Below are 17,308 nucleotides of genomic sequence, written 5' to 3' on the forward strand. Positions count from 1 at the left end.
TCCGCCATCACGCTGGAACACTGTCCGCCATCAGCATGGAATCGTGTCCGCCATCGCGTGGAATACGCACCTGGGCGCGGCGCTCCAGCAGGCTCTTGAGTTCGGGCGATTCCGCACGCTCGGCCGAGGTGCGAAACCCGTACTCGCCGTCGCGGCTGCATTCCAGCAGATCGTCCAGCACGTCCACCACGTCCTCGTTGTCCATCAGCGTGGCGCCTGCCGCGGTGCCCGACGCGGTCACCGTGGGGTTGCGGCGCACGCGGTCCCACGCGGCGCGCGCGGCGGGCTGGGCCTGCGCCCATTCCAGCGAGCTTTGGGCCCGGGCGCGGCCCCAGTCGCGCGACAGTTCGGGCTCTACCGTTTCAAAATCACCGGGGTAGCGGCTGGCGGCGCTCCAGCCCATCTCATAGGCGGGGCGGTATTCTTCGTAGGCCCGGCCGGTCACGTAGTACGGTTCGCGCTGGTAGGTTTCACGCCAGTAGGCGTCCTCGGCCGTGGGGTTGACCGCCTCGGCCGCCGCCTTGCCGGCCAGACCGCCGACAACGGCTCCCGCCACACCGCCCACGGCAGCACCAATAGGGCCGCCGATGGCACCCGTGGCGGCGCCCGCAACGGCTCCACCCGCGGCGCCTACGCCCGTGCCGATGGGGTGGGCCCCCGGTTCGTTGGTCAGGGGGTCACGATTGGCATCCTTGAAATCCGACATGTATCGACTCCGGTTGGTTGAACAATGAATTCATTGTTGAAGCCCCCCGGGCACCATCGGGTCGGTGACGGCAGCCCCTGCCTGTAGGACTCGCGCGCACGCTGCGCATGCGCGCCACCAGGTCTTATGCTATCGAATCAATAGCTACTAGCGCTTTTCCTCAAAGCGCCAGCGCCTTGTTTCACTCATCATCGTGCGCATCCAGGCCCAGTTCCTGGATCTTGCGCGTGATGGTGTTGCGGCCGATGCCCAGGCGCTGCGCCGCTTCCATGCGCCGCCCGTGCGTGGCCTGCAGCGCCGTGCGGATCAGGCGCGACTCGAAACGCCGCGTGAGCACGTCCCACACGTCGGCCTGGCCGCTGCGCAGCAACTGCTGGGCCTCGCTCACCAGTGCGGGCTCCCAGCCCACGCCATCCAGGGCCGCAGCCTGTTCGGTGCGCGGGCCCGCCGGCGCGGGCGGCAGCGCGGGGGACGACGCGCTCGTCGCGCCAGCGGCGACCTCGTCCGCCACGCCGGGCAACGGCGCGGCGGGATGCGGCGTGGCCTCCAGCACCTCGGGCGGCAGGTCCTGCGCCGAGATGACCTGCGCGGGCGCCATCACCGTCAGCCAGTGGCAGATGTTCTCCAGCTGGCGCACGTTGCCGGGGAAGGCAAAGCGTGTGAGCAGGGCCAGCGCCGCGTCGGAGATGCGCTTGGGCTCCACGCCCAGTTGCCGTGCGCTGCGCTGCAGAAAGTAGCGTGTGAGCATGGCCACGTCTTCGCTGCGCTCGCGCAGCGCCGGCAGGCGCAGGCGGATCACGTTGAGGCGGTGGAACAGGTCCTCGCGGAAGGCGCCGTCCTTCACGCGCTGCTCCAGGTTCTGGTGCGTGGCAGCGATCACGCGCACATTGGCCTTCACGGCGGCATGGCCGCCCACGCGGTAGAACTGCCCGTCCGACAGCACGCGCAGCAGGCGCGTCTGCAGGTCGAAGGGCATGTCGCCGATTTCATCGAGGAACAGCGTGCCGCCCTCGGCCTGCTCGAAGCGCCCGCGCCGCTGCGTCTGCGCACCCGTGAAGGCGCCGCGCTCGTGGCCAAAGAGCTCGCTCTCCAGCAGGTCCTTCGGGATGGCCGCAGTGTTGATGGCCACGAAGGGCCCACCTGCCACGGGCGAGTGCTTGTGCAGCGCGCGTGCCACGAGTTCCTTGCCCGAGCCGGATTCGCCCGTGATCAGCACCGTGACCACGCTCTGGCTCAGCCGGCCGATGGCGCGGAACACGTCCTGCATGGCGGGTGCCTGGCCCAGCATCTCGGGCATCGCGGTGAGCTGCTGCTCGGCAACCTCCTCGCGCTGGCTCTCCTCCACAGCGCGGCGGATCAGCTCCACCGCCTTGGGCAGGTCGAACGGCTTGGGCAGGTATTCAAAGGCGCCGCCTTGGAAGGCGGACACGGCGCTGTCCAGGTCGGAATACGCCGTCATCACGATGACCGGCAGACCGGGTTGCAGGCCGCGCACCTTCTCCAGCAGTTGCAGGCCGGAGCCGCCCGGCATGCGGATATCGCTCACCAGGACCTGCGGTCCCTGGTGGGTGGGGTCGCCCGCGGCTACGTCGGCCAGCGCGTCCAGTACATCGCGCGCCTGCGTGAAGCTGCGCGTGGGCAGGTTTTCGCGCGCCAGCGCCTTTTCGAGGACGAAGCGGATCGAGGGGTCGTCGTCTACTATCCAGATCGGCTTCATGTGTTCCAGCTCCCTTTACCTTTACCCGTTGGGGTCGTGCGTGTCAGGGACTCAAGGCAGTGGTATGAGGATGCGGAAGTCGGTGCGGCCCGGCTGGCTCTCGCACTCGATGAGCCCATGGTGTCGCTGCACAAAGGTTTGCGCCAGCGTCAAGCCCAGTCCCGATCCCCCGTCCCGCCCAGTCACCAGCGGATAGAAGATCCGCTCCTTGATGGCTTCGGGCACGCCCGGTCCGTTGTCGATGACATGCAATTCCAATGCCAGCCGGTAGCGTTGGCGCCCGAACGTGACCTGCCGCGCCACGCGCGTGCGCAGCGTGATGACCGCGTCGCCCGCGGCAATGCGCTCGTGCAACGCCTGCGCCGCGTTCTGCACGATGTTCAGCACGGCCTGGATGAGCTGCGCGCGGTCGCCGCGAAACTCAGGGATGGAGGTGTCATAGTCGCGCAGCACGGCCAGGCCCTGCGGATGCTCGACCAATACCAGGGAGCGCACGCGCTCGCAGACCTCGTGGATATTCACATCGCCGACGAGGTGCGGGTGACGGTGCGGCGCCAGCAGCCGGTCCACCAGGCTTTGCAGGCGGTCGGCCTCGTGGATGATGACCTGGGTGTACTCGGTCAGGTCGCGGCTTTCCAGCTCCATCTCCAGCAGCTGCGCCGCACCTCGGATGCCGCCCAGCGGGTTCTTGATCTCGTGCGCCAAATTGCGGATCAGCTCCTTGTTGGCCTGCGCCTGCTCGCGCAGCCGCTCCTCGCGGTCCTGGCGCGCCTGCGCCTCCAGGGGCCACAGCTCCACGATCACGTCGCCGCTGTGCTCCACCACCGCCACGCTGGCGTGCACCGGCAAAGGCTCCTGCGGCGAGCGGCGCAGCACGGCTTCGAAGCGCAGCGCCGCGAAGTCGCGCCCGCGCGCTCCGGCCAGCGCCGTCTGCAGGATGGTCGGATCGGTGAACAGGCCGGCGAAGTCCACGCCTTCCAGCGTGCGGCGCGACAGGCCCAGGGCGTTTTCCAGCGCTGCATTGACGAAGAGGGCCGCCCCGCCGGGGTGCAGCACGGCGATCAGCGTGGAGACGAGGTCCAGCGCCTGGTAGCGGTCCGTTGGGGTGGGCTCTTGGATGATCGCGCCTTTGTGCCGCACGCAGGGACCGCGGCGCTTACTTGTTCAGGCGCGAGAGTTCGCGCTTGATGCCGGCCACATCGGCCTCGGCCCGGGCCACGCTGGCCTTGAGCTCGGCCGTGCGCTCGATGTAGCCCTGCGGGTTACGCAACTCCAGCGCCGTGCGCTGGGGCGAGCCGTCGTTGTACTCCTTGCGCAACTCGGCCAGGCGGGTTTCCGCCTTGCTCAGTTCAGACTCCAGGATGGCGCGCGCATCGGCGTCGCGCGCACGCTGGTCGGCCGCGCCCACACGCGGTGCGTTCGCGGGCGAGCTGCTGGCGCTGGCACCGGAGGCGCCTGCGCTGCCGCCCGAGGAGGCCGCCGCCGGGCGCGAACCCTGCAGCACCGTCACATTGCCACCTTCCACGAGCTTGCAGCCGCGCTCCTTGGCCTGCGTGGCGTTGTTGGTGTATTCGTTGCCGCAGCGGTAAATGCGGTCCTGCGCCCAGGCGGGCTGCAGCACGGCGGCGATAACGGTCAGGGCGAACAAAGTGCTTTTCATCGAATTCCTCACATGGCATGCGTCGGGCATGCGCGGTGCCGGTGAGTATCCCCCAATCACTCCAACCCGCCAATTGCGACGGCCCAACGCTGCGGTTTTGGTGCGACGGGATGCCGTGCCCCGTTAGCCAACGCGCGCAGCCCGTCCATAGAAAAAGGCGGCCGGAGCCGCCCTGTTGACAACAGCCGAGGGCCTGAGCCCCTGCCATCACAGCGAGTAGTACATGTCGTACTCGACGGGATGCACGGCCATGCGGAAGCGCGTGACTTCCTGCATCTTCAGCTCGATGTAGGCGTCGAGCATGGAGTCGGTGAACACGCCGCCCTTGGTCAGGAACGCGCGGTCCTTGTCCAGCGCTTCCAGCGCCTGGTCCAGGCTGTGGCACACGGTGGGCACCAGCTTGTCTTCCTCGGGCGGCAGGTGGTACAGGTCCTTGGTAGCGGCTTCGCCCGGGTGGATCTTGTTTTCCACGCCGTCCAGACCCGCCATCAGCAGGGCCGCAAAGCCCAGGTAAGGGTTCATCAGCGGATCGGGGAAGCGCGCTTCCACACGGCGGCCCTTCGGGTTGGCCACGAACGGGATGCGGATGGAGGCCGAGCGGTTCTTGGCCGAGTAGGCCAGCTTCACCGGCGCCTCGAAGTGCGGCACCAGGCGCTTGTAGCTATTGGTGCCAGGGTTCGTGATGGCGTTCAGTGCGCGAGCGTGCTTGATGATGCCGCCGATGTAGTACAGCGCGAAGTCCGACAGACCCGCATAGCCGTCGCCGGCGAACAGGTTCTTGCCGTCCTTCCAGACCGACTGGTGCACGTGCATGCCCGAGCCGTTGTCGCCGTGGTAGGGCTTGGGCATGAAGGTGGCGGTCTTGCCGTAGGCGTTGGCCACGTTGTGGATCACGTACTTCTGCAGCATGGTCCAGTCGGCACGCTCCACCAGCGTGCTGAACCGGGTGCCGATCTCGTTCTGGCCGGCACCGGCCACTTCGTGGTGGAACACCTCGACCGGAATGCCCAGGGATTCAAGGATCAGGGACATCTCTGCGCGCATGTCCTGCGTGCTGTCGACCGGGGGCACGGGGAAATAGCCGCCCTTGGTGGTGGGACGGTGGCCGCGGTTGCCCCCTTCGAGCTTGGCGCCGGTATTCCAGGGGGCTTCGTACTCTTCGATCTCGTAGAAGGTGTGGTTGGGATCGGTGCTCCAGCGCACGCCGTCGAAGATGAAGAACTCGGGCTCCGGGCCGAAATAGGCCGTGTCGCCCATGCCGGAGGCCTTCAGGTACGCCTCGGCGCGCTTGGCGATGGAGCGCGGGTCGCGGTCGTAGGCCTTGCCGTCGGCCGGCTCCACCACGTCACACGCCATGATCATGGTGGTTTCTTCGAAGAACGGGTCGATGTTGGCGGTGTTCGGATCGGGCATGAGCAGCATGTCCGACGCCTCGATACCCTTCCAGCCGGCGACCGACGAGCCGTCGAACGCATGGCCCGAGGCGAACTTGTCTTCGTCGAAGTGCGAGATCGGCACGGTGACGTGCTGTTCCTTGCCGCGGGTATCCGTGAAGCGGAAGTCCACGAACTTGACTTCGTTTTCCTTCACCATCTTCATCACGTCTGCAACGGTCTTGGCCATCAGGGTTCTCCAGGGATAGAAGTGCTCATCAACAATGATGCGCACAGAAAAGCAGTTTGCGTGCCAGCGAATGGGGACACCCGTACGGGGCAAGCCGGGCGCAGAGCCCTGCGACGGCGCACCAAACAGGATTTTAAGTGGTCCGCCTTCTTACCATTTGCGCACCATTTCAGGGCCCATGAATGCACCTGTTTGGTGCAAACCTTCCTGCAGTGCCTGCCACGCGGCAGGCACCAAGGCAGCGGCCCCCTTGACGCCCAATTCCACATGGCGCCCGTGCACCGGATGGTCCACGCTCGGCAGGCTGAACACCTTGATCCCCGGGTGTCCGGCCTCGATCCGCTCCATGAGCGGCGTCAGCGCGGCTTCCATTGCGCCATAAAGCACGACGGAGCGCTCCATCTGCGGCTGCTGGTTGAACCACGGGGCACAGTAATGCTGGAGTGCCCAGTCCACCATAGGCCAGGCCATGACCGGGAACCCCGGCACGAAATGCACCATGCCGCCCCCAGGGCCGTCACACGAGAAGCCGGGGATCTTGTTGTAAGGGTTGGGAATGATGCGCGCGCCCTCAGGAAAAACGCCCATGTTCAGCCGATGCAGATTGTCGGCGCGGTCGGGGTCGAACGCCTCGCCCTGCTCCCGTGCCACATCCTGCATGCGCTCGGTGATCAGGCGCTTGGCCTCGGGGTGCAGGACCAACGGGCGCTGCAGCGCGGCCGCCGCGCACTGGCGTGTGTGGTCGTCGGGAGTGGCACCAATGCCGCCGCAGCTGAACACGATGTCCGACGAGGCAAAGGCCCGCTGCAGCGCCGCCGTGATGCGCGGACGGTCGTCGCCTACGTAGTCCGCATAGGACAGCGCAAGCCCGCGTGCCGCAAGCAGTTCGATGACCTTGGCGAGGTGCTTGTCCGCCCGCTTGCCCGAGAGGATTTCATCGCCAACGATGATGAGGCCGAAAGCCGGTGTCATGGGTTGTCCTGCAGGTGAGACGAGGATGGCAAAGAAGGCGCTGGCGTTGCGGGCGCGGCGGTTGCAGGCGTATCGCCCGGCGGGCGTTCGCCTCGCTGCTCGCGCAGCTGTTGCAGCGCGGCCAGACAGAAATGCGTGAACCACAGCGATGAGAAGGCGAACACCAGCGTGTAGATCCAGATGGCGATCGGCACTAGGACGAGGAACGCCGCTGCGAACACCACTCCCGACGCCCAGACAATGCCGGGCGCGGCCCCTAGAAATCCGCTCAGCACGCCAATGCTCAGCAGGCTGAGCTGATGGCGCTTGAAAATCTCCTGCCGCTCCGGCTTGCTCGCGTGTTCGGCCAGTGCGTCAAAGGCCATGACACGGTAGGTGAGCCATCCCCAGATGAGCGGAGGCAGGATCAACACCAGCGGCGGGACCAGCCACAGCGGCATGGACAGCACCAGCGCAATGAGCGCCGCGATGGTCGACCCCAGAGACCACAGCACGCTGGCAAGGAATGAACCGCCCCGCTTGCGCTGCAGTTGCGCAAAACGCCGCTGCGCCACCAGAGTCACGATGGCAGGGGCCATCAATACGGCCACCGCGAGCACGCAGACAATGACGATCAGTGGCGTGGCTCCCATAAGCACCAGCAGCGGCGCCAGCGCCACGGGCAGGTTATCCACGCCAAAGTTGTGCAGCCACCCCCACAGCAGGCCCAGCCAGGTGGAGCTTTCCAGCGCCGTCTGCGTCCAGGCCACGGCAGTTGTCCAGAACAGGTAGCCGCCGCCCAGCGCCACCACCGTGATCAGCACCAGCGGCAACAGCGACAGCGCAATGACGCGCGGCATCAGGCAATAGCCCACTGCGCGCCAGAAGGAATCGATGAAAAGCCCCATGCGCGCGAGCATAGCGCGATCGGCTCTCTACGCCCGCCCCACCAGCCGCAGCAGGCCGCGCCACTGCTGCGCCCAGAACCCCCTCCCGTAATCGCGCACGCGGCCGTCCGCGTCCGCCTCCACCTGGTCGCGCACGCCCGTGGGCTCGTAGCGATGCTCGAAGTTGGCCGTACCGAACAGCATGTCCCACCACGGCAACAACACGCCGAAGTTGTTGCCGCCCGGCACTGCCGCATGCGGGTGCTGATGGGTTCCCTGACCAGGTGCAGCTTCAGGGCCCAGGCCCATGGCGTGGTGCATGCGGTGGAAACGCGGGCTGACCCACAGGCGCTCACCCACCTGGCCGAACCACAGGCGCAGGTTGGCGTGGTGCAGGTTCTCGCTGAGCTGCGTGAGGGCCACGATGGCGACAAACTGCCCCGGCGCCACACCGATGCACTGCGCGACGAACACGATGATGGCATCGCGCAGCAGATCGTCCAGCAGATGGTTGCGGTTGTCGCTCCACATCGTCATCTGCCGCTGCGAATGGTGGAGCGCATGCAGCCTCCACCACCATTCAAAGCGGTGCTGTCCGCGGTGGATCCCATAGTCCACGAAGTCGAACACCAGCAGGTACAGCAGCAGGCTCACGACGGGCAAGTCGGAGACACCCGGCCAGAGCGCATCCAGCTGCAGGGTCTTCCAGCCATGGGCGCGCAGGGCGCCAAACAGTGCATTCCACAGAGGCTCCGTGGTGAAGAACAGTGCCAGGCGAAAAAGACCCAGGCGATGGATCAGCGTGTAAAGCATGTCCACGTGCACGGCGCCACGGTCGCGCAACGGCTCCACCGGGCGCCAACGCTCCAAAGGCCCGATCACCGCGACCATCACCCCCAGTTGCAGCAGTCCCACCAGCAGCCACCCGGTGGCGGCATAACCGTCCTCCAGCACATTGGCCTGGCCCAGCATGAAGAGCGCGGGCTGTACCAGCGTCTCGAACAGCCATTGCTGCGCGGTATCGAATAAATAGGTCAGCCCTGACATGAGTCACCGTGGCGTTGCGTGGGTGCGCGGCAGCATAGCCGGGCGTTGTGTCATTTTCTCTGCGCTTGTGCTCCGTACACAGGATGCTCGCGCAGCGTGCGAAAGCACATGCCCCGCGCCTTCAGGCCTTTGACGAGAGGTTCCAGCACAGCGGGTGCCCATGGATCCTTGCGTGACCAGATGCCCAGATGCGCCAGCAGGATGTCGCCGTCACGAACGGTGCGCAACGCACGCTCCAGCAGGGCCGTATTACTGTATTGGTCGCTGGGCAGCTCGTCCCCGAGGAATCCCGCAGCACTCCATCCCACATGCGTATAACCGCAGGATTTGGCAGCCTCCAGCAGGCGCTGAGAGGTCTTGCCACCCGGCGCGCGGAATAGCGGGAGCGGCTCCCGGCCCGTCAGGGCACGCAACCGGCTCGCAGCGCCATCGATCTGTGCGCAGTATTGCGCCCCCGTCATCGTCAGGTCCTGACCTGCCTGAGGACCGGCCGATGGCCTGACCTTGAACCGCGGCTGCAGCGGCGTCCCCTGGTCGGCACGCCAGTACACATGGTGCAGCGTGTGCGATGCGAATTCGTGCCCTTCTGCAACGCGCGCGCGCCACCAGGGCGCCCAGTAGCCATCCAGGCTGCCACCGCCCGTCTGAGTCGGTTCGTCTGCGGCAAAGAAGGTCGCCTTGACCTGCTGGCGCTGAAGCACCTCGGCCACCAGATGCGCAACGCCCATGTGGCCAGTGTCAAAAGTCAGGTACACAGCGCCTTTGCAGTCATTTTGGCCTGTAGCGCTTGCTGGATAAGCGCCAGCAGCTATCAAAATTGAAGCGCAACAAATATGCCACCTCCGCCGTGCTCTGGGGGAGCGGCCGCGTGGCTCAGCGCTTGGCATGTCGGAGTGTCCAAACGCCGTGGGGAGACTTGCCCACTTGAACAACCCGTGCCACCTTGCGCTCCACCGTGTCGATCACGAGCATCTTGCGCGCCCAGCGGGCGCTGACGTAGAGCCAGCGACCATCCGCCGAGACATCCATGCAGTCCGGCCCGCCGGGCGCCGGATAGCCATCCACCACGCGCAGCGCCTGCATGTCGATCTTGCTGATGGTATTGGCCACTCGGTTGCTCACGAACAAATGGCGGCCGTCGCCCGCAGCGCGAAAGGCATGGGCGCCATCTCCCGTCTTGATGCGTTGCACGCTGCGCGGCTGCTCACCGGCAATATCGAAGACCTCCACGCTATCGCTGCCGGTAAGGCCGACAAAAAGATGCTTGCCGTCGGGGCTACCGTACACATCCGCCGGCATGGCACCAGTCTTTGTGCGCCACTTGATCTTTTGCGTCGATATATCGATGGCCACCAGCTCATCGCTGTCCTGCATGGTCGAATACACCGTGCGGCTGCCGGCATCGATCCACAGGTGGCTTGGCGTCTTGCCAGTGGACACGCGCTGCACGAGCGTGAGCTCCTTGCCGTCCCAACGGTAGAAGTCCACATGGTTGAGGCGGTTGGCCGCCGTGACCAGCCATTTCATGTCAGGTGAAAACCGCAAGTGGTAAGGATCCACGATCCCCCGCACCGTACGCTGCACTTGCGCTGTGGCCGGGTCCACGAAGGTCAGGCTATCGCCGAGCGCGTTGGCAACAATCAGCGATTTCTCGTCAGGCGTGAGGTACAGGTGGTGCGGCTCCTTGCCAGTGGCAATACGGCCGATTTCGGTCCAGGTCGCGGGGTCGATGACGCTGATGTCCGCCTGCAGCGAATTGAGAACGAACACCGGTGGCTCACTCGCACCAGCGGATGTTCCCCACACCAGCCAAGCAGCCCACCACGCGCATGCCATGCGCCTCATCATCTGATTGACCACCCTGCTCCCCTTCCTACTGGGCACCCGCCTGCGAACATTCGGACATCACTCACAGAAGTGACTTGCAGACAACGGACGCGATGTGCGCGACGTTGACGCAATCGCCTATTGGATCGCGACGGGCGCAGACCACTTGTCTGTCTTTCGCTACCGCAGCAGGGCGAGTTCCTCTTCGCCGAGCCAACGCCACTCCCCCGGCTGCATATCCGCCGGCAATGCCAAACGGCCGATGTGCGACCGATGCAAGGCTTCCACCCGATTGCCTACCGCGGCAATCATGCGCTTCACTTGGTGGTACTTCCCTTCCGTCAGGGTCAGGTCAAGCACATGCGCGTCAACTAGCGCGCAGGCAGCCGCCCGCGCAGGGCGTGGGTCATCATCGAGCACCACACCTTCCAGCAAGCGGTCGACCTGTTCCTTGGTCACGGGATGCTTGGCAGTCACACGGTATACCTTTGGCACATGCTTTTTGGGCGAACTCATGCGGTGGATGAATTGCCCATCGTCACTGAGTAACAGCAAACCGGTGGTGTCCTGGTCCAAGCGCCCCACGGCCTGCACACCATCCACAGCCCCCTTGCTGGGCCTCTGCCTGCGCATTCCACTGATGGCGGACAGTGATTCCATTCCCATCGCGGACAGCGTTCCAGGCGATGGCGGACACGTTGCGCGGGTGTCCTGAGTGACGCTCAAATCGTAGCCGAAGTGTCCGCCATCAGCGTGGAATGGCGGTCGGCGCGGCCGGCTCAGACGGCCTTGGTGAGCTTGCGCATCGACTCGCCCTTGAGGGCTATCTTGTGCGAGCCGTGCACGATGCGGTCCAGGATGGCGTCGGCCAGCGTGGGCTCGTCCAGCCAGGCGTGCCAGGCCGTCACCGGCAACTGGCTGGTGATGAGCGTCGAGCGCGTGCCCACCCGGTCGTCCAGCAATTCCAGCAGGTCGTTTCGCTCGTGCGCGGCAATCGGCGCGATGCCGAAGTCGTCCAGGATGAGCAGGTCCAGCCGCGCCAGTTGCGCCAGCCGTTTGCCCAGGCTGCCATCGCCGTGGGCCACGTGCAGCTCCTGCAGCAGCCGTGGCGCGCGGGTGTAGAGCACCGAGAAGCCCAGGCGCGCGGCCTGCTGCCCCAGTGCGCAGGCGAGCCACGTCTTGCCGCACCCGGTGGCGCCGGTGAGCAGCACGTTGTGGCCATGGCGCAGCCAGTCCCCGCCGGCCAGGCTGGTGATGACCTCTCGGCTCAGGCCCCGGCTGGCGCGCCAGTCGATGTCCTCCAGGCAGGCACTGGAGACCTTCAGGCGGGCCGCCTTCAACAGGCGCTCCAGGCGCTTGCTGTCACGCCAGTCCACCTCGCGCTGCACCAGCAGCGCCAGGCGTTGTTCAAAGGGCAGCTCGCTGGCCGTGATGTGGGTGGCCGCGTCGCTGAGGGCGGCCACCATGCCGTCCAGGCGCAGGGCGCGCAGTTGGTTCAAGGTCTGTTCGTTGAGCATGGTTCTTCCTTGTTAGGTTTGCTTGCACGTTGGAGTTCAGTGGTAGTAGCCCGGCCCGCGCACGTTCTCGTGCAGCGGCAGGCTCGCCTGTGCGGCCATCGGCGCATCCAGCGGCCGCTGGTCCAGGCCGCAGCCCAGGATGGAGGCGATGCTCTTGTAGGACGGTGAGCGAATCGACTGCGCCCGCGCACAGGCGGCCTCCAGCCGGTCAGCCCCGTACTCACGGCCCAGGCGCATGAGGCCCAGACAGGAGCGGTAACCCTGCTCGGGATGCTGGCGGTGCTCCATCTGCCAGCGCACCACGGCGGCGGTGGCCGCGCCCACGCGCTCACCCCAGGCGATGAGCTTGGCCGGCGTCCACTGCAGGTGCGCCCGGTGCGAGGCCGGCATGTGCTCGGGCGTGGTGGTGTGTGCACCCCGTCGGGGATTGAGGGCGTGGGCGGCCACGCGTTTGCTGCCGTGCAGGACTTCGAGCGTGCCGGCCGTGATGCGCAACTCCACCGGCTCACCCACCAGGGCGTGGGGCACCGAGTAGTAGTGGCCATCGAGCTCAACGTGGTAATCGATGTTGACGCGGGCGGGTTTGAAGCGCGCGATGGGCATGCGCACCGGCGGCAGGGGGCGCAGGGCTGGCCGGTCGAGTTCGGCGAAGGCGCTAGTGCGGTTGCCCGGCAGCTTCTTGAACGCGCGCTGGTTCAAGTCCACCAGCAAGGCGGCAATCGCCCGGTTGAGCTCGGCCAGGCTGAAGAAGGTCTGGTGGCGCAGCCTGGCCAGAATCCAGCGCTCGACCACCTGCACAGCGACCTCCACCTTGGGTTTGTCGCGTGGCTTGGCCGGGCGCGCGGGCATCACGGCCAGGCTGTAGTGCGCACAGAGCTCTTCGAGCAGGCGGTGCGCGGTGGGCTCGTAACGGTCGGGTCGGGCCATGAGGGCGCGCGGCTGGTCAGGCACCAGCAGGCGGGGCACGCCGCCGATGAACTCCAGCGCGCTAATGATGCTGGCCACCCAGTCGGTGGTCTTCTGGCTGGCGGTGGCGCAGGCGTAGGTGTAGTTCGATGCGCCCAGCACGGCCACGAAGACCTGGGCCTGGCGTATCTCGCCAGTGTCGGCATCCACCACGGGAACGGTCTGGCCGGCGTAGTCCACAAAGAGCTTGTCACCGCCCGTGTGGGTCTGGCGCATGGAGCGCTGCAGGCGCCGGGCCCAGGCCTTGTACTTCTCGCAGAAGGCGCTGTACTTGTACGCCTGCCCGCTGTGCTGTTGCTGGTATTCCTCCCAAAGCAACTGCAGCGTCACGCCAGGTCGGCGCAGTTCGCGGTGGATGTGGGCGTGGTCGGGTTCAAGGTGCCGGGACTCGCGCGCCACGGGTGGCTTGTAGAGCCGGGCCTGGAGTTCGTCGTCGTTCAGGCTCTGGGCCAGTGCCCAGTCCACGCCGGCCACGCGCGCGTAGCTGGCTATCTCGCTGACAGTGGATTTGGAGATGCCGAGGGCGGCACCGATTTGACGGGTGCTCAAGGCCCCGCGGTGCAGCAGTTGCAGTGTGTGTCGTAGTTTGCTCATGGTGACCCTGGGTGTGGGCATCGCTGGTTCCGGTCAAAAAACCGGGCAGCGTATGCCGCGTTCGGGTCACTCAGAACACCCCGCAGGTGTCCGCCATCAGTTTGGAATGCTGTCCGCCTTCAGCGTGGAACACTGTCCGCCATCACGCTGGAACACTGTCCGCCATCAGCATGGAATCGTGTCCGCCATCGCGTGGAATACGCATCTGCCTAAGCGGAGCGGGCAACAACGTGTAGATGCTGGGATAGGCCGATGGCTTTTGCGAACACTCGGTTCCTGCAGGCTTATGGAGCATGACATAGGCCCTGGGTTGGTATGGCCAATCCACTCCTTGAACGCGCAACACCAAACCTTCGACATCAATATCCTGCGTCGCGTCTTGGCAGATCGTGGGCTCTAGGGTGCCTGTCGCATGAATGGCAACTCTGCCCTGCTGAATCAAGCCAGCGCAAATGCGGCGCGTGCCGAATCCTTGCGAATAGAGAATGTCCTGAAGCTGCATGAAATACGGCGTTATCGCTGCAAAGCAAAACGCCCTCCCACTGTGTTAGTGGGAGGGCGGTTTGGGCTGTAAGAGCCTGACGATGACCTACTTTCACACGGGAACCCGCACTATCATCGGCGCGAAGTCGTTTCACTGTCCTGTTCGGGATGGGAAGGAGTGGTACCAACTTGCTATGGTCATCAGGCATAAAGGGTTGCTGAGCAGTGAGGACTGCACAGCGAATTCATAGAGTCTGTGAATCAGCGTGGATTTGATTGCGTACTTGGCATAACAGTCTTGAACTGCGATTGGCAGTCAAAGTTATAGGGTCAAGCCGCACGGGCAATTAGTACTGGTTAGCTTAATGCATTGCTGCACTTCCACACCCAGCCTATCAACGTCGTGGTCTACAACGACCCTTCAGGGGGCTCAAGACCCCGGCAGATCTCATCTTGAAACGAGTTTCCCGCTTAGATGCTTTCAGCGGTTATCTCTTCCACACTTAGCTACTCGGCAATGCCACTGGCGTGACAACCGATACACCAGAGGTGTGTCCACTCCGGTCCTCTCGTACTAGGAGCAGGCTTCCTCAAATCTGCAGCGCCCACGGAAGATAGGGACCAAACTGTCTCACGACGTTTTAAACCCAGCTCACGTACCTCTTTAAATGGCGAACAGCCATACCCTTGGGACCGACTACAGCCCCAGGATGAGATGAGCCGACATCGAGGTGCCAAACACCGCCGTCGATATGAACTCTTGGGCGGTATCAGCCTGTTATCCCCAGAGTACCTTTTATCCGTTGAGCGATGGCCCTTCCATACAGAACCACCGGATCACTATGTCCTGCTTTCGCATCTGCTCGACTTGTCAGTCTCGCAGTTAAGCACGCTTATGCCATTGCACTATCGTCACGATGTCCGACCGTAACTAGCGTACCTTCGAACTCCTCCGTTACGCTTTGGGAGGAGACCGCCCCAGTCAAACTGCCTACCATGCACTGTCCCCGATCCAGCTAATGGACCTAGGTTAGAACCTCAAACGCACCAGGGTGGTATTTCAACGTTGGCTCCATGAGATCTAGCGACCTCACTTCAAAGCCTCCCACCTATCCTACACAGATCCGTTCAAAGTCCAATACAAAGCTACAGTAAAGGTTCATGGGGTCTTTCCGTCTTTCCGCGGGGAGATTGCATCATCACAAACATTTCAACTTCGCTGAGTCTCAGGAGGAGACAGTGTGGCCATCGTTACGCCATTCGTGCAGGTCGGAACTTACCCGACAAGGAATTTCGCTACCTTAGGACCGTTATAGTTACGGCCGCCGTTTACTGGGACTTCAATCAAGAGCTTGCACCCCATCATTTAATCTTCCAGCACCGGGCAGGCGTCACACCCTATACGTCCACTTTCGTGTTTGCAGAGTGCTGTGTTTTTATTAAACAGTCGCAGCCACCGATTTTTTGCAACCGCTTTGGGCTCCCTTTGTACAAGTTCACCTACTTGCGGCATACCTTCTCCCGAAGTTACGGTATCAATTTGCCGAGTTCCTTCTCCTGAGTTCTCTCAAGCGCCTTAGAATACTCATCTCGCGCACCAGTGTCGGTTTGCGGTACGGTCGTCAATAGCTGAAGCTTAGTGGCTTTTCCTGGAAGCAGGGTATCACTCACTTCGTCTGCAAGCAGACTCGTTATCACCCCTCATCTAAGCCCGGCGGATTTGCCTACCAGGCACGACTACAGGCTTGAACCAACATATCCAACAGTTGGCTGAGCTAACCTTCTCCGTCCCCACATCGCACTATTGATCGGTACAGGAATATTGACCTGTTTCCCATCAGCTACGCATCTCTGCCTCGCCTTAGGGGCCGACTCACCCTACGCCGATGAACGTTGCGTAGGAAACCTTGCGCTTACGGCGAGCGGGCTTTTCACCCGCTTTAACGCTACTCATGTCAGCATTCGCACTTCTGATACCTCCAGCATCCGTTACCAGACACCTTCACAGGCTTACAGAACGCTCTCCTACCACGTGCAATAAATTGCACATCCGCAGCTTCGGTAACTGGCTTAGCCCCGTTACATCTTCCGCGCAGGACGACTCGATCAGTGAGCTATTACGCTTTCTTTAAATGATGGCTGCTTCTAAGCCAACATCCTGACTGTTTTAGCCTTCCCACTTCGTTTCCCACTTAGCCAATTTTAGGGACCTTAGCTGGCGGTCTGGGTTGTTTCCCTCTTGAGTCCGGACGTTAGCACCCGGTGCTCTGTCTCCCAAGCTGTACTCTGCAGTATTCGGAGTTTGCCTTGGTTTGGTAAGTCGCCATGACCCCCTAGCCAAAACAGTGCTCTACCCCCGCAGGTAATACTTGAGGCACTACCTAAATAGTTTTCGGAGAGAACCAGCTATTTCCAAGTTTGTTTAGCCTTTCACCCCTATCCACAGCTCATCCGCTAGTTTTGCAACACTAGTCGGTTCGGACCTCCAGTACCTGTTACGGCACCTTCATCCTGGCCATGGATAGATCACTTGGTTTCGGGTCTACACCCAGCGACTGAACGCCCTATTCGGACTCGATTTCTCTACGCCTCCCCTATTCGGTTAAGCTCGCCACTGAATGTAAGTCGCTGACCCATTATACAAAAGGTACGCCGTCACCCCTAAGGGCTCCGACTTTTTGTAAGCATGCGGTTTCAGGATCTATTTCACTCCCCTCCCGGGGTTCTTTTCGCCTTTCCCTCACGGTACTGGTTCACTATCGGTCGATGATGAGTATTTAGCCTTGGAGGATGGTCCCCCCATGTTCAGACAGGGTTTCTCGTGCCCCGCCCTACTTTTCTCTAGCTCAGTACCACACGTCTGTTTTCGCATACGGGGCTATCACCCACTATGGCCGGCCTTTCCATGCCGCTTTGCTAACAGTCGTGCTATCACTAGAAGGCTCCTCCGATTTCGCTCGCCACTACTTTCGGAATCTCGGTTGATGTCTTTTCCTCGAGCTACTGAGATGTTTCAGTTCACCCGGTTCGCCTCGCTGACCTATGTATTCAGTCAGCGATACCCTTGCGGGTAGGTTTCCCCATTCAGAAATCTCCGGATCAAAGCTTATTTGCCAGCTCCCCGAAGCTTATCGCAGGCTATCACGTCTTTCGTCGCCTATCATCGCCAAGGCATCCACCACATGCTCTTAGTCACTTGACCCTATAACTTTGACTTCTCTTGCAAGAAATCGCCATTTCGAGTTCAAAGACTTGCGAGGTCTTTCACCTCGCGCGTTATGCCGTAATGTGAATGTTCTTCGGTTGCGTCTTTCAACGCAGCCTAGAGAA

At 63.2% G+C, this 17,308-nt stretch carries 11 protein-coding genes, 2 rRNA genes and 3 pseudogenes; all 16 read right to left on the minus strand.

All coding sequences use genetic code 11. The features are described from left to right. Positions 1 to 70: 70 nt before the first annotated feature. Positions 71 to 706, minus strand: a pseudogene (locus tag MRB47_RS15155) (DUF2383 domain-containing protein); the annotation flags it as partial. A gap of 181 nt (positions 707 to 887) precedes the next feature. Continuing rightward, entirely contained in the window at positions 888 to 2,423 is a 1,536-nt protein-coding gene (ntrC, locus tag MRB47_RS15160) for a nitrogen regulation protein NR(I) (protein ID WP_411275702.1), read from the minus strand. A 51-nt stretch (positions 2,424 to 2,474) separates the two neighbouring features. Next, positions 2,475 to 3,545 (minus strand): nitrogen regulation protein NR(II), encoded by a 1,071-nt coding sequence (glnL, locus tag MRB47_RS15165; protein WP_047351613.1) that lies wholly within the window; start codon positions 3,543 to 3,545, stop codon positions 2,475 to 2,477. Between the two features lie 34 nt (positions 3,546 to 3,579). Continuing rightward, positions 3,580 to 4,083: a hypothetical protein gene (locus MRB47_RS15170; protein WP_015912808.1), complete on the minus strand. Its 504-nt coding sequence runs from the start codon at positions 4,081 to 4,083 to the stop codon at positions 3,580 to 3,582. 207 nt (positions 4,084 to 4,290) lie between these two features. Further along, positions 4,291 to 5,706: a type I glutamate--ammonia ligase gene (gene glnA, locus MRB47_RS15175; protein WP_047351607.1), complete on the minus strand. Its 1,416-nt coding sequence runs from the start codon at positions 5,704 to 5,706 to the stop codon at positions 4,291 to 4,293. Between the two features lie 150 nt (positions 5,707 to 5,856). Then, positions 5,857 to 6,678: a competence/damage-inducible protein A gene (locus tag MRB47_RS15180; protein WP_252101113.1), complete on the minus strand. Its 822-nt coding sequence runs from the start codon at positions 6,676 to 6,678 to the stop codon at positions 5,857 to 5,859. Further along, positions 6,675 to 7,577, minus strand: a complete 903-nt coding sequence (locus tag MRB47_RS15185) for an EI24 domain-containing protein (protein WP_011804619.1) — start codon at positions 7,575 to 7,577, stop codon at positions 6,675 to 6,677. The genes MRB47_RS15180 and MRB47_RS15185 overlap by 4 nt, the downstream gene beginning before the upstream one ends. 15 nt (positions 7,578 to 7,592) lie before the next feature. Continuing rightward, complete coding sequence (locus MRB47_RS15190; RefSeq protein ID WP_252101114.1) at positions 7,593 to 8,591, minus strand: sterol desaturase family protein; 999 nt, start codon at positions 8,589 to 8,591, stop codon at positions 7,593 to 7,595. Positions 8,592 to 8,641: 50 nt separating this feature from the next. After that, positions 8,642 to 9,478, minus strand: coding sequence for a polysaccharide deacetylase family protein (locus MRB47_RS15195; RefSeq protein WP_252101115.1), 837 nt, complete (start codon positions 9,476 to 9,478; stop codon positions 8,642 to 8,644). Further along, positions 9,465 to 10,436, minus strand: a complete 972-nt coding sequence (locus MRB47_RS15200; RefSeq protein ID WP_376748844.1) for a YncE family protein — start codon at positions 10,434 to 10,436, stop codon at positions 9,465 to 9,467. The genes MRB47_RS15195 and MRB47_RS15200 overlap by 14 nt, the downstream gene beginning before the upstream one ends. A gap of 162 nt (positions 10,437 to 10,598) precedes the next feature. Then, positions 10,599 to 11,045 (minus strand): annotated as a pseudogene (locus MRB47_RS15205) (pseudouridine synthase); the annotation flags it as partial. Positions 11,046 to 11,197: 152 nt separating this feature from the next. Beyond that, on the minus strand, positions 11,198 to 11,935 hold the full coding sequence (gene istB, locus MRB47_RS15210; RefSeq protein WP_011805003.1) for an IS21-like element helper ATPase IstB: 738 nt from the start codon (positions 11,933 to 11,935) through the stop codon (positions 11,198 to 11,200). Positions 11,936 to 11,971: 36 nt separating this feature from the next. Next, on the minus strand, positions 11,972 to 13,516 hold the full coding sequence (istA, locus tag MRB47_RS15215) for an IS21 family transposase (RefSeq protein WP_252100662.1): 1,545 nt from the start codon (positions 13,514 to 13,516) through the stop codon (positions 11,972 to 11,974). 184 nt (positions 13,517 to 13,700) lie between these two features. After that, positions 13,701 to 13,997 (minus strand): annotated as a pseudogene (locus MRB47_RS15220) (16S rRNA pseudouridine(516) synthase); the annotation flags it as partial. Positions 13,998 to 14,071: 74 nt separating this feature from the next. Beyond that, positions 14,072 to 14,184 (minus strand): 5S ribosomal RNA (rrf, locus tag MRB47_RS15225). A gap of 120 nt (positions 14,185 to 14,304) precedes the next feature. After that, positions 14,305 to 17,180: ribosomal RNA gene (locus MRB47_RS15230) — 23S ribosomal RNA — on the minus strand. Between the last annotated feature and the right edge of the window lie 128 nt (positions 17,181 to 17,308).

The organism is Diaphorobacter sp. LI3 (genome assembly GCF_022807955.1).
GTDB classification, from domain to species: domain Bacteria; phylum Pseudomonadota; class Gammaproteobacteria; order Burkholderiales; family Burkholderiaceae_C; genus Diaphorobacter; species Diaphorobacter nitroreducens.

What these genes read in the sequence shown, in the direction of transcription:
- ntrC (WP_411275702.1), bottom strand. Translation starts at nt 2,423, where the DNA reads ATGAAGCCGATCTGGATAGTAGACGACGACCCCTCGATCCGCTTCGTC.
- MRB47_RS15170 (WP_015912808.1), bottom strand. Translation starts at nt 4,083, where the DNA reads ATGAAAAGCACTTTGTTCGCCCTGACCGTTATCGCCGCCGTGCTGCAG.
- glnA (WP_047351607.1), bottom strand. Translation starts at nt 5,706, where the DNA reads ATGGCCAAGACCGTTGCAGACGTGATGAAGATGGTGAAGGAAAACGAA.
- MRB47_RS15180 (WP_252101113.1), bottom strand. Translation starts at nt 6,678, where the DNA reads ATGACACCGGCTTTCGGCCTCATCATCGTTGGCGATGAAATCCTCTCG.
- MRB47_RS15185 (WP_011804619.1), bottom strand. Translation starts at nt 7,577, where the DNA reads ATGCTCGCGCGCATGGGGCTTTTCATCGATTCCTTCTGGCGCGCAGTG.
- MRB47_RS15190 (WP_252101114.1), bottom strand. Translation starts at nt 8,591, where the DNA reads ATGTCAGGGCTGACCTATTTATTCGATACCGCGCAGCAATGGCTGTTC.
- MRB47_RS15195 (WP_252101115.1), bottom strand. Translation starts at nt 9,478, where the DNA reads ATGCCAAGCGCTGAGCCACGCGGCCGCTCCCCCAGAGCACGGCGGAGG.
- MRB47_RS15200 (WP_376748844.1), bottom strand. Translation starts at nt 10,436, where the DNA reads ATGAGGCGCATGGCATGCGCGTGGTGGGCTGCTTGGCTGGTGTGGGGA.
- istB (WP_011805003.1), bottom strand. Translation starts at nt 11,935, where the DNA reads ATGCTCAACGAACAGACCTTGAACCAACTGCGCGCCCTGCGCCTGGAC.
- istA (WP_252100662.1), bottom strand. Translation starts at nt 13,516, where the DNA reads ATGCCCACACCCAGGGTCACCATGAGCAAACTACGACACACACTGCAA.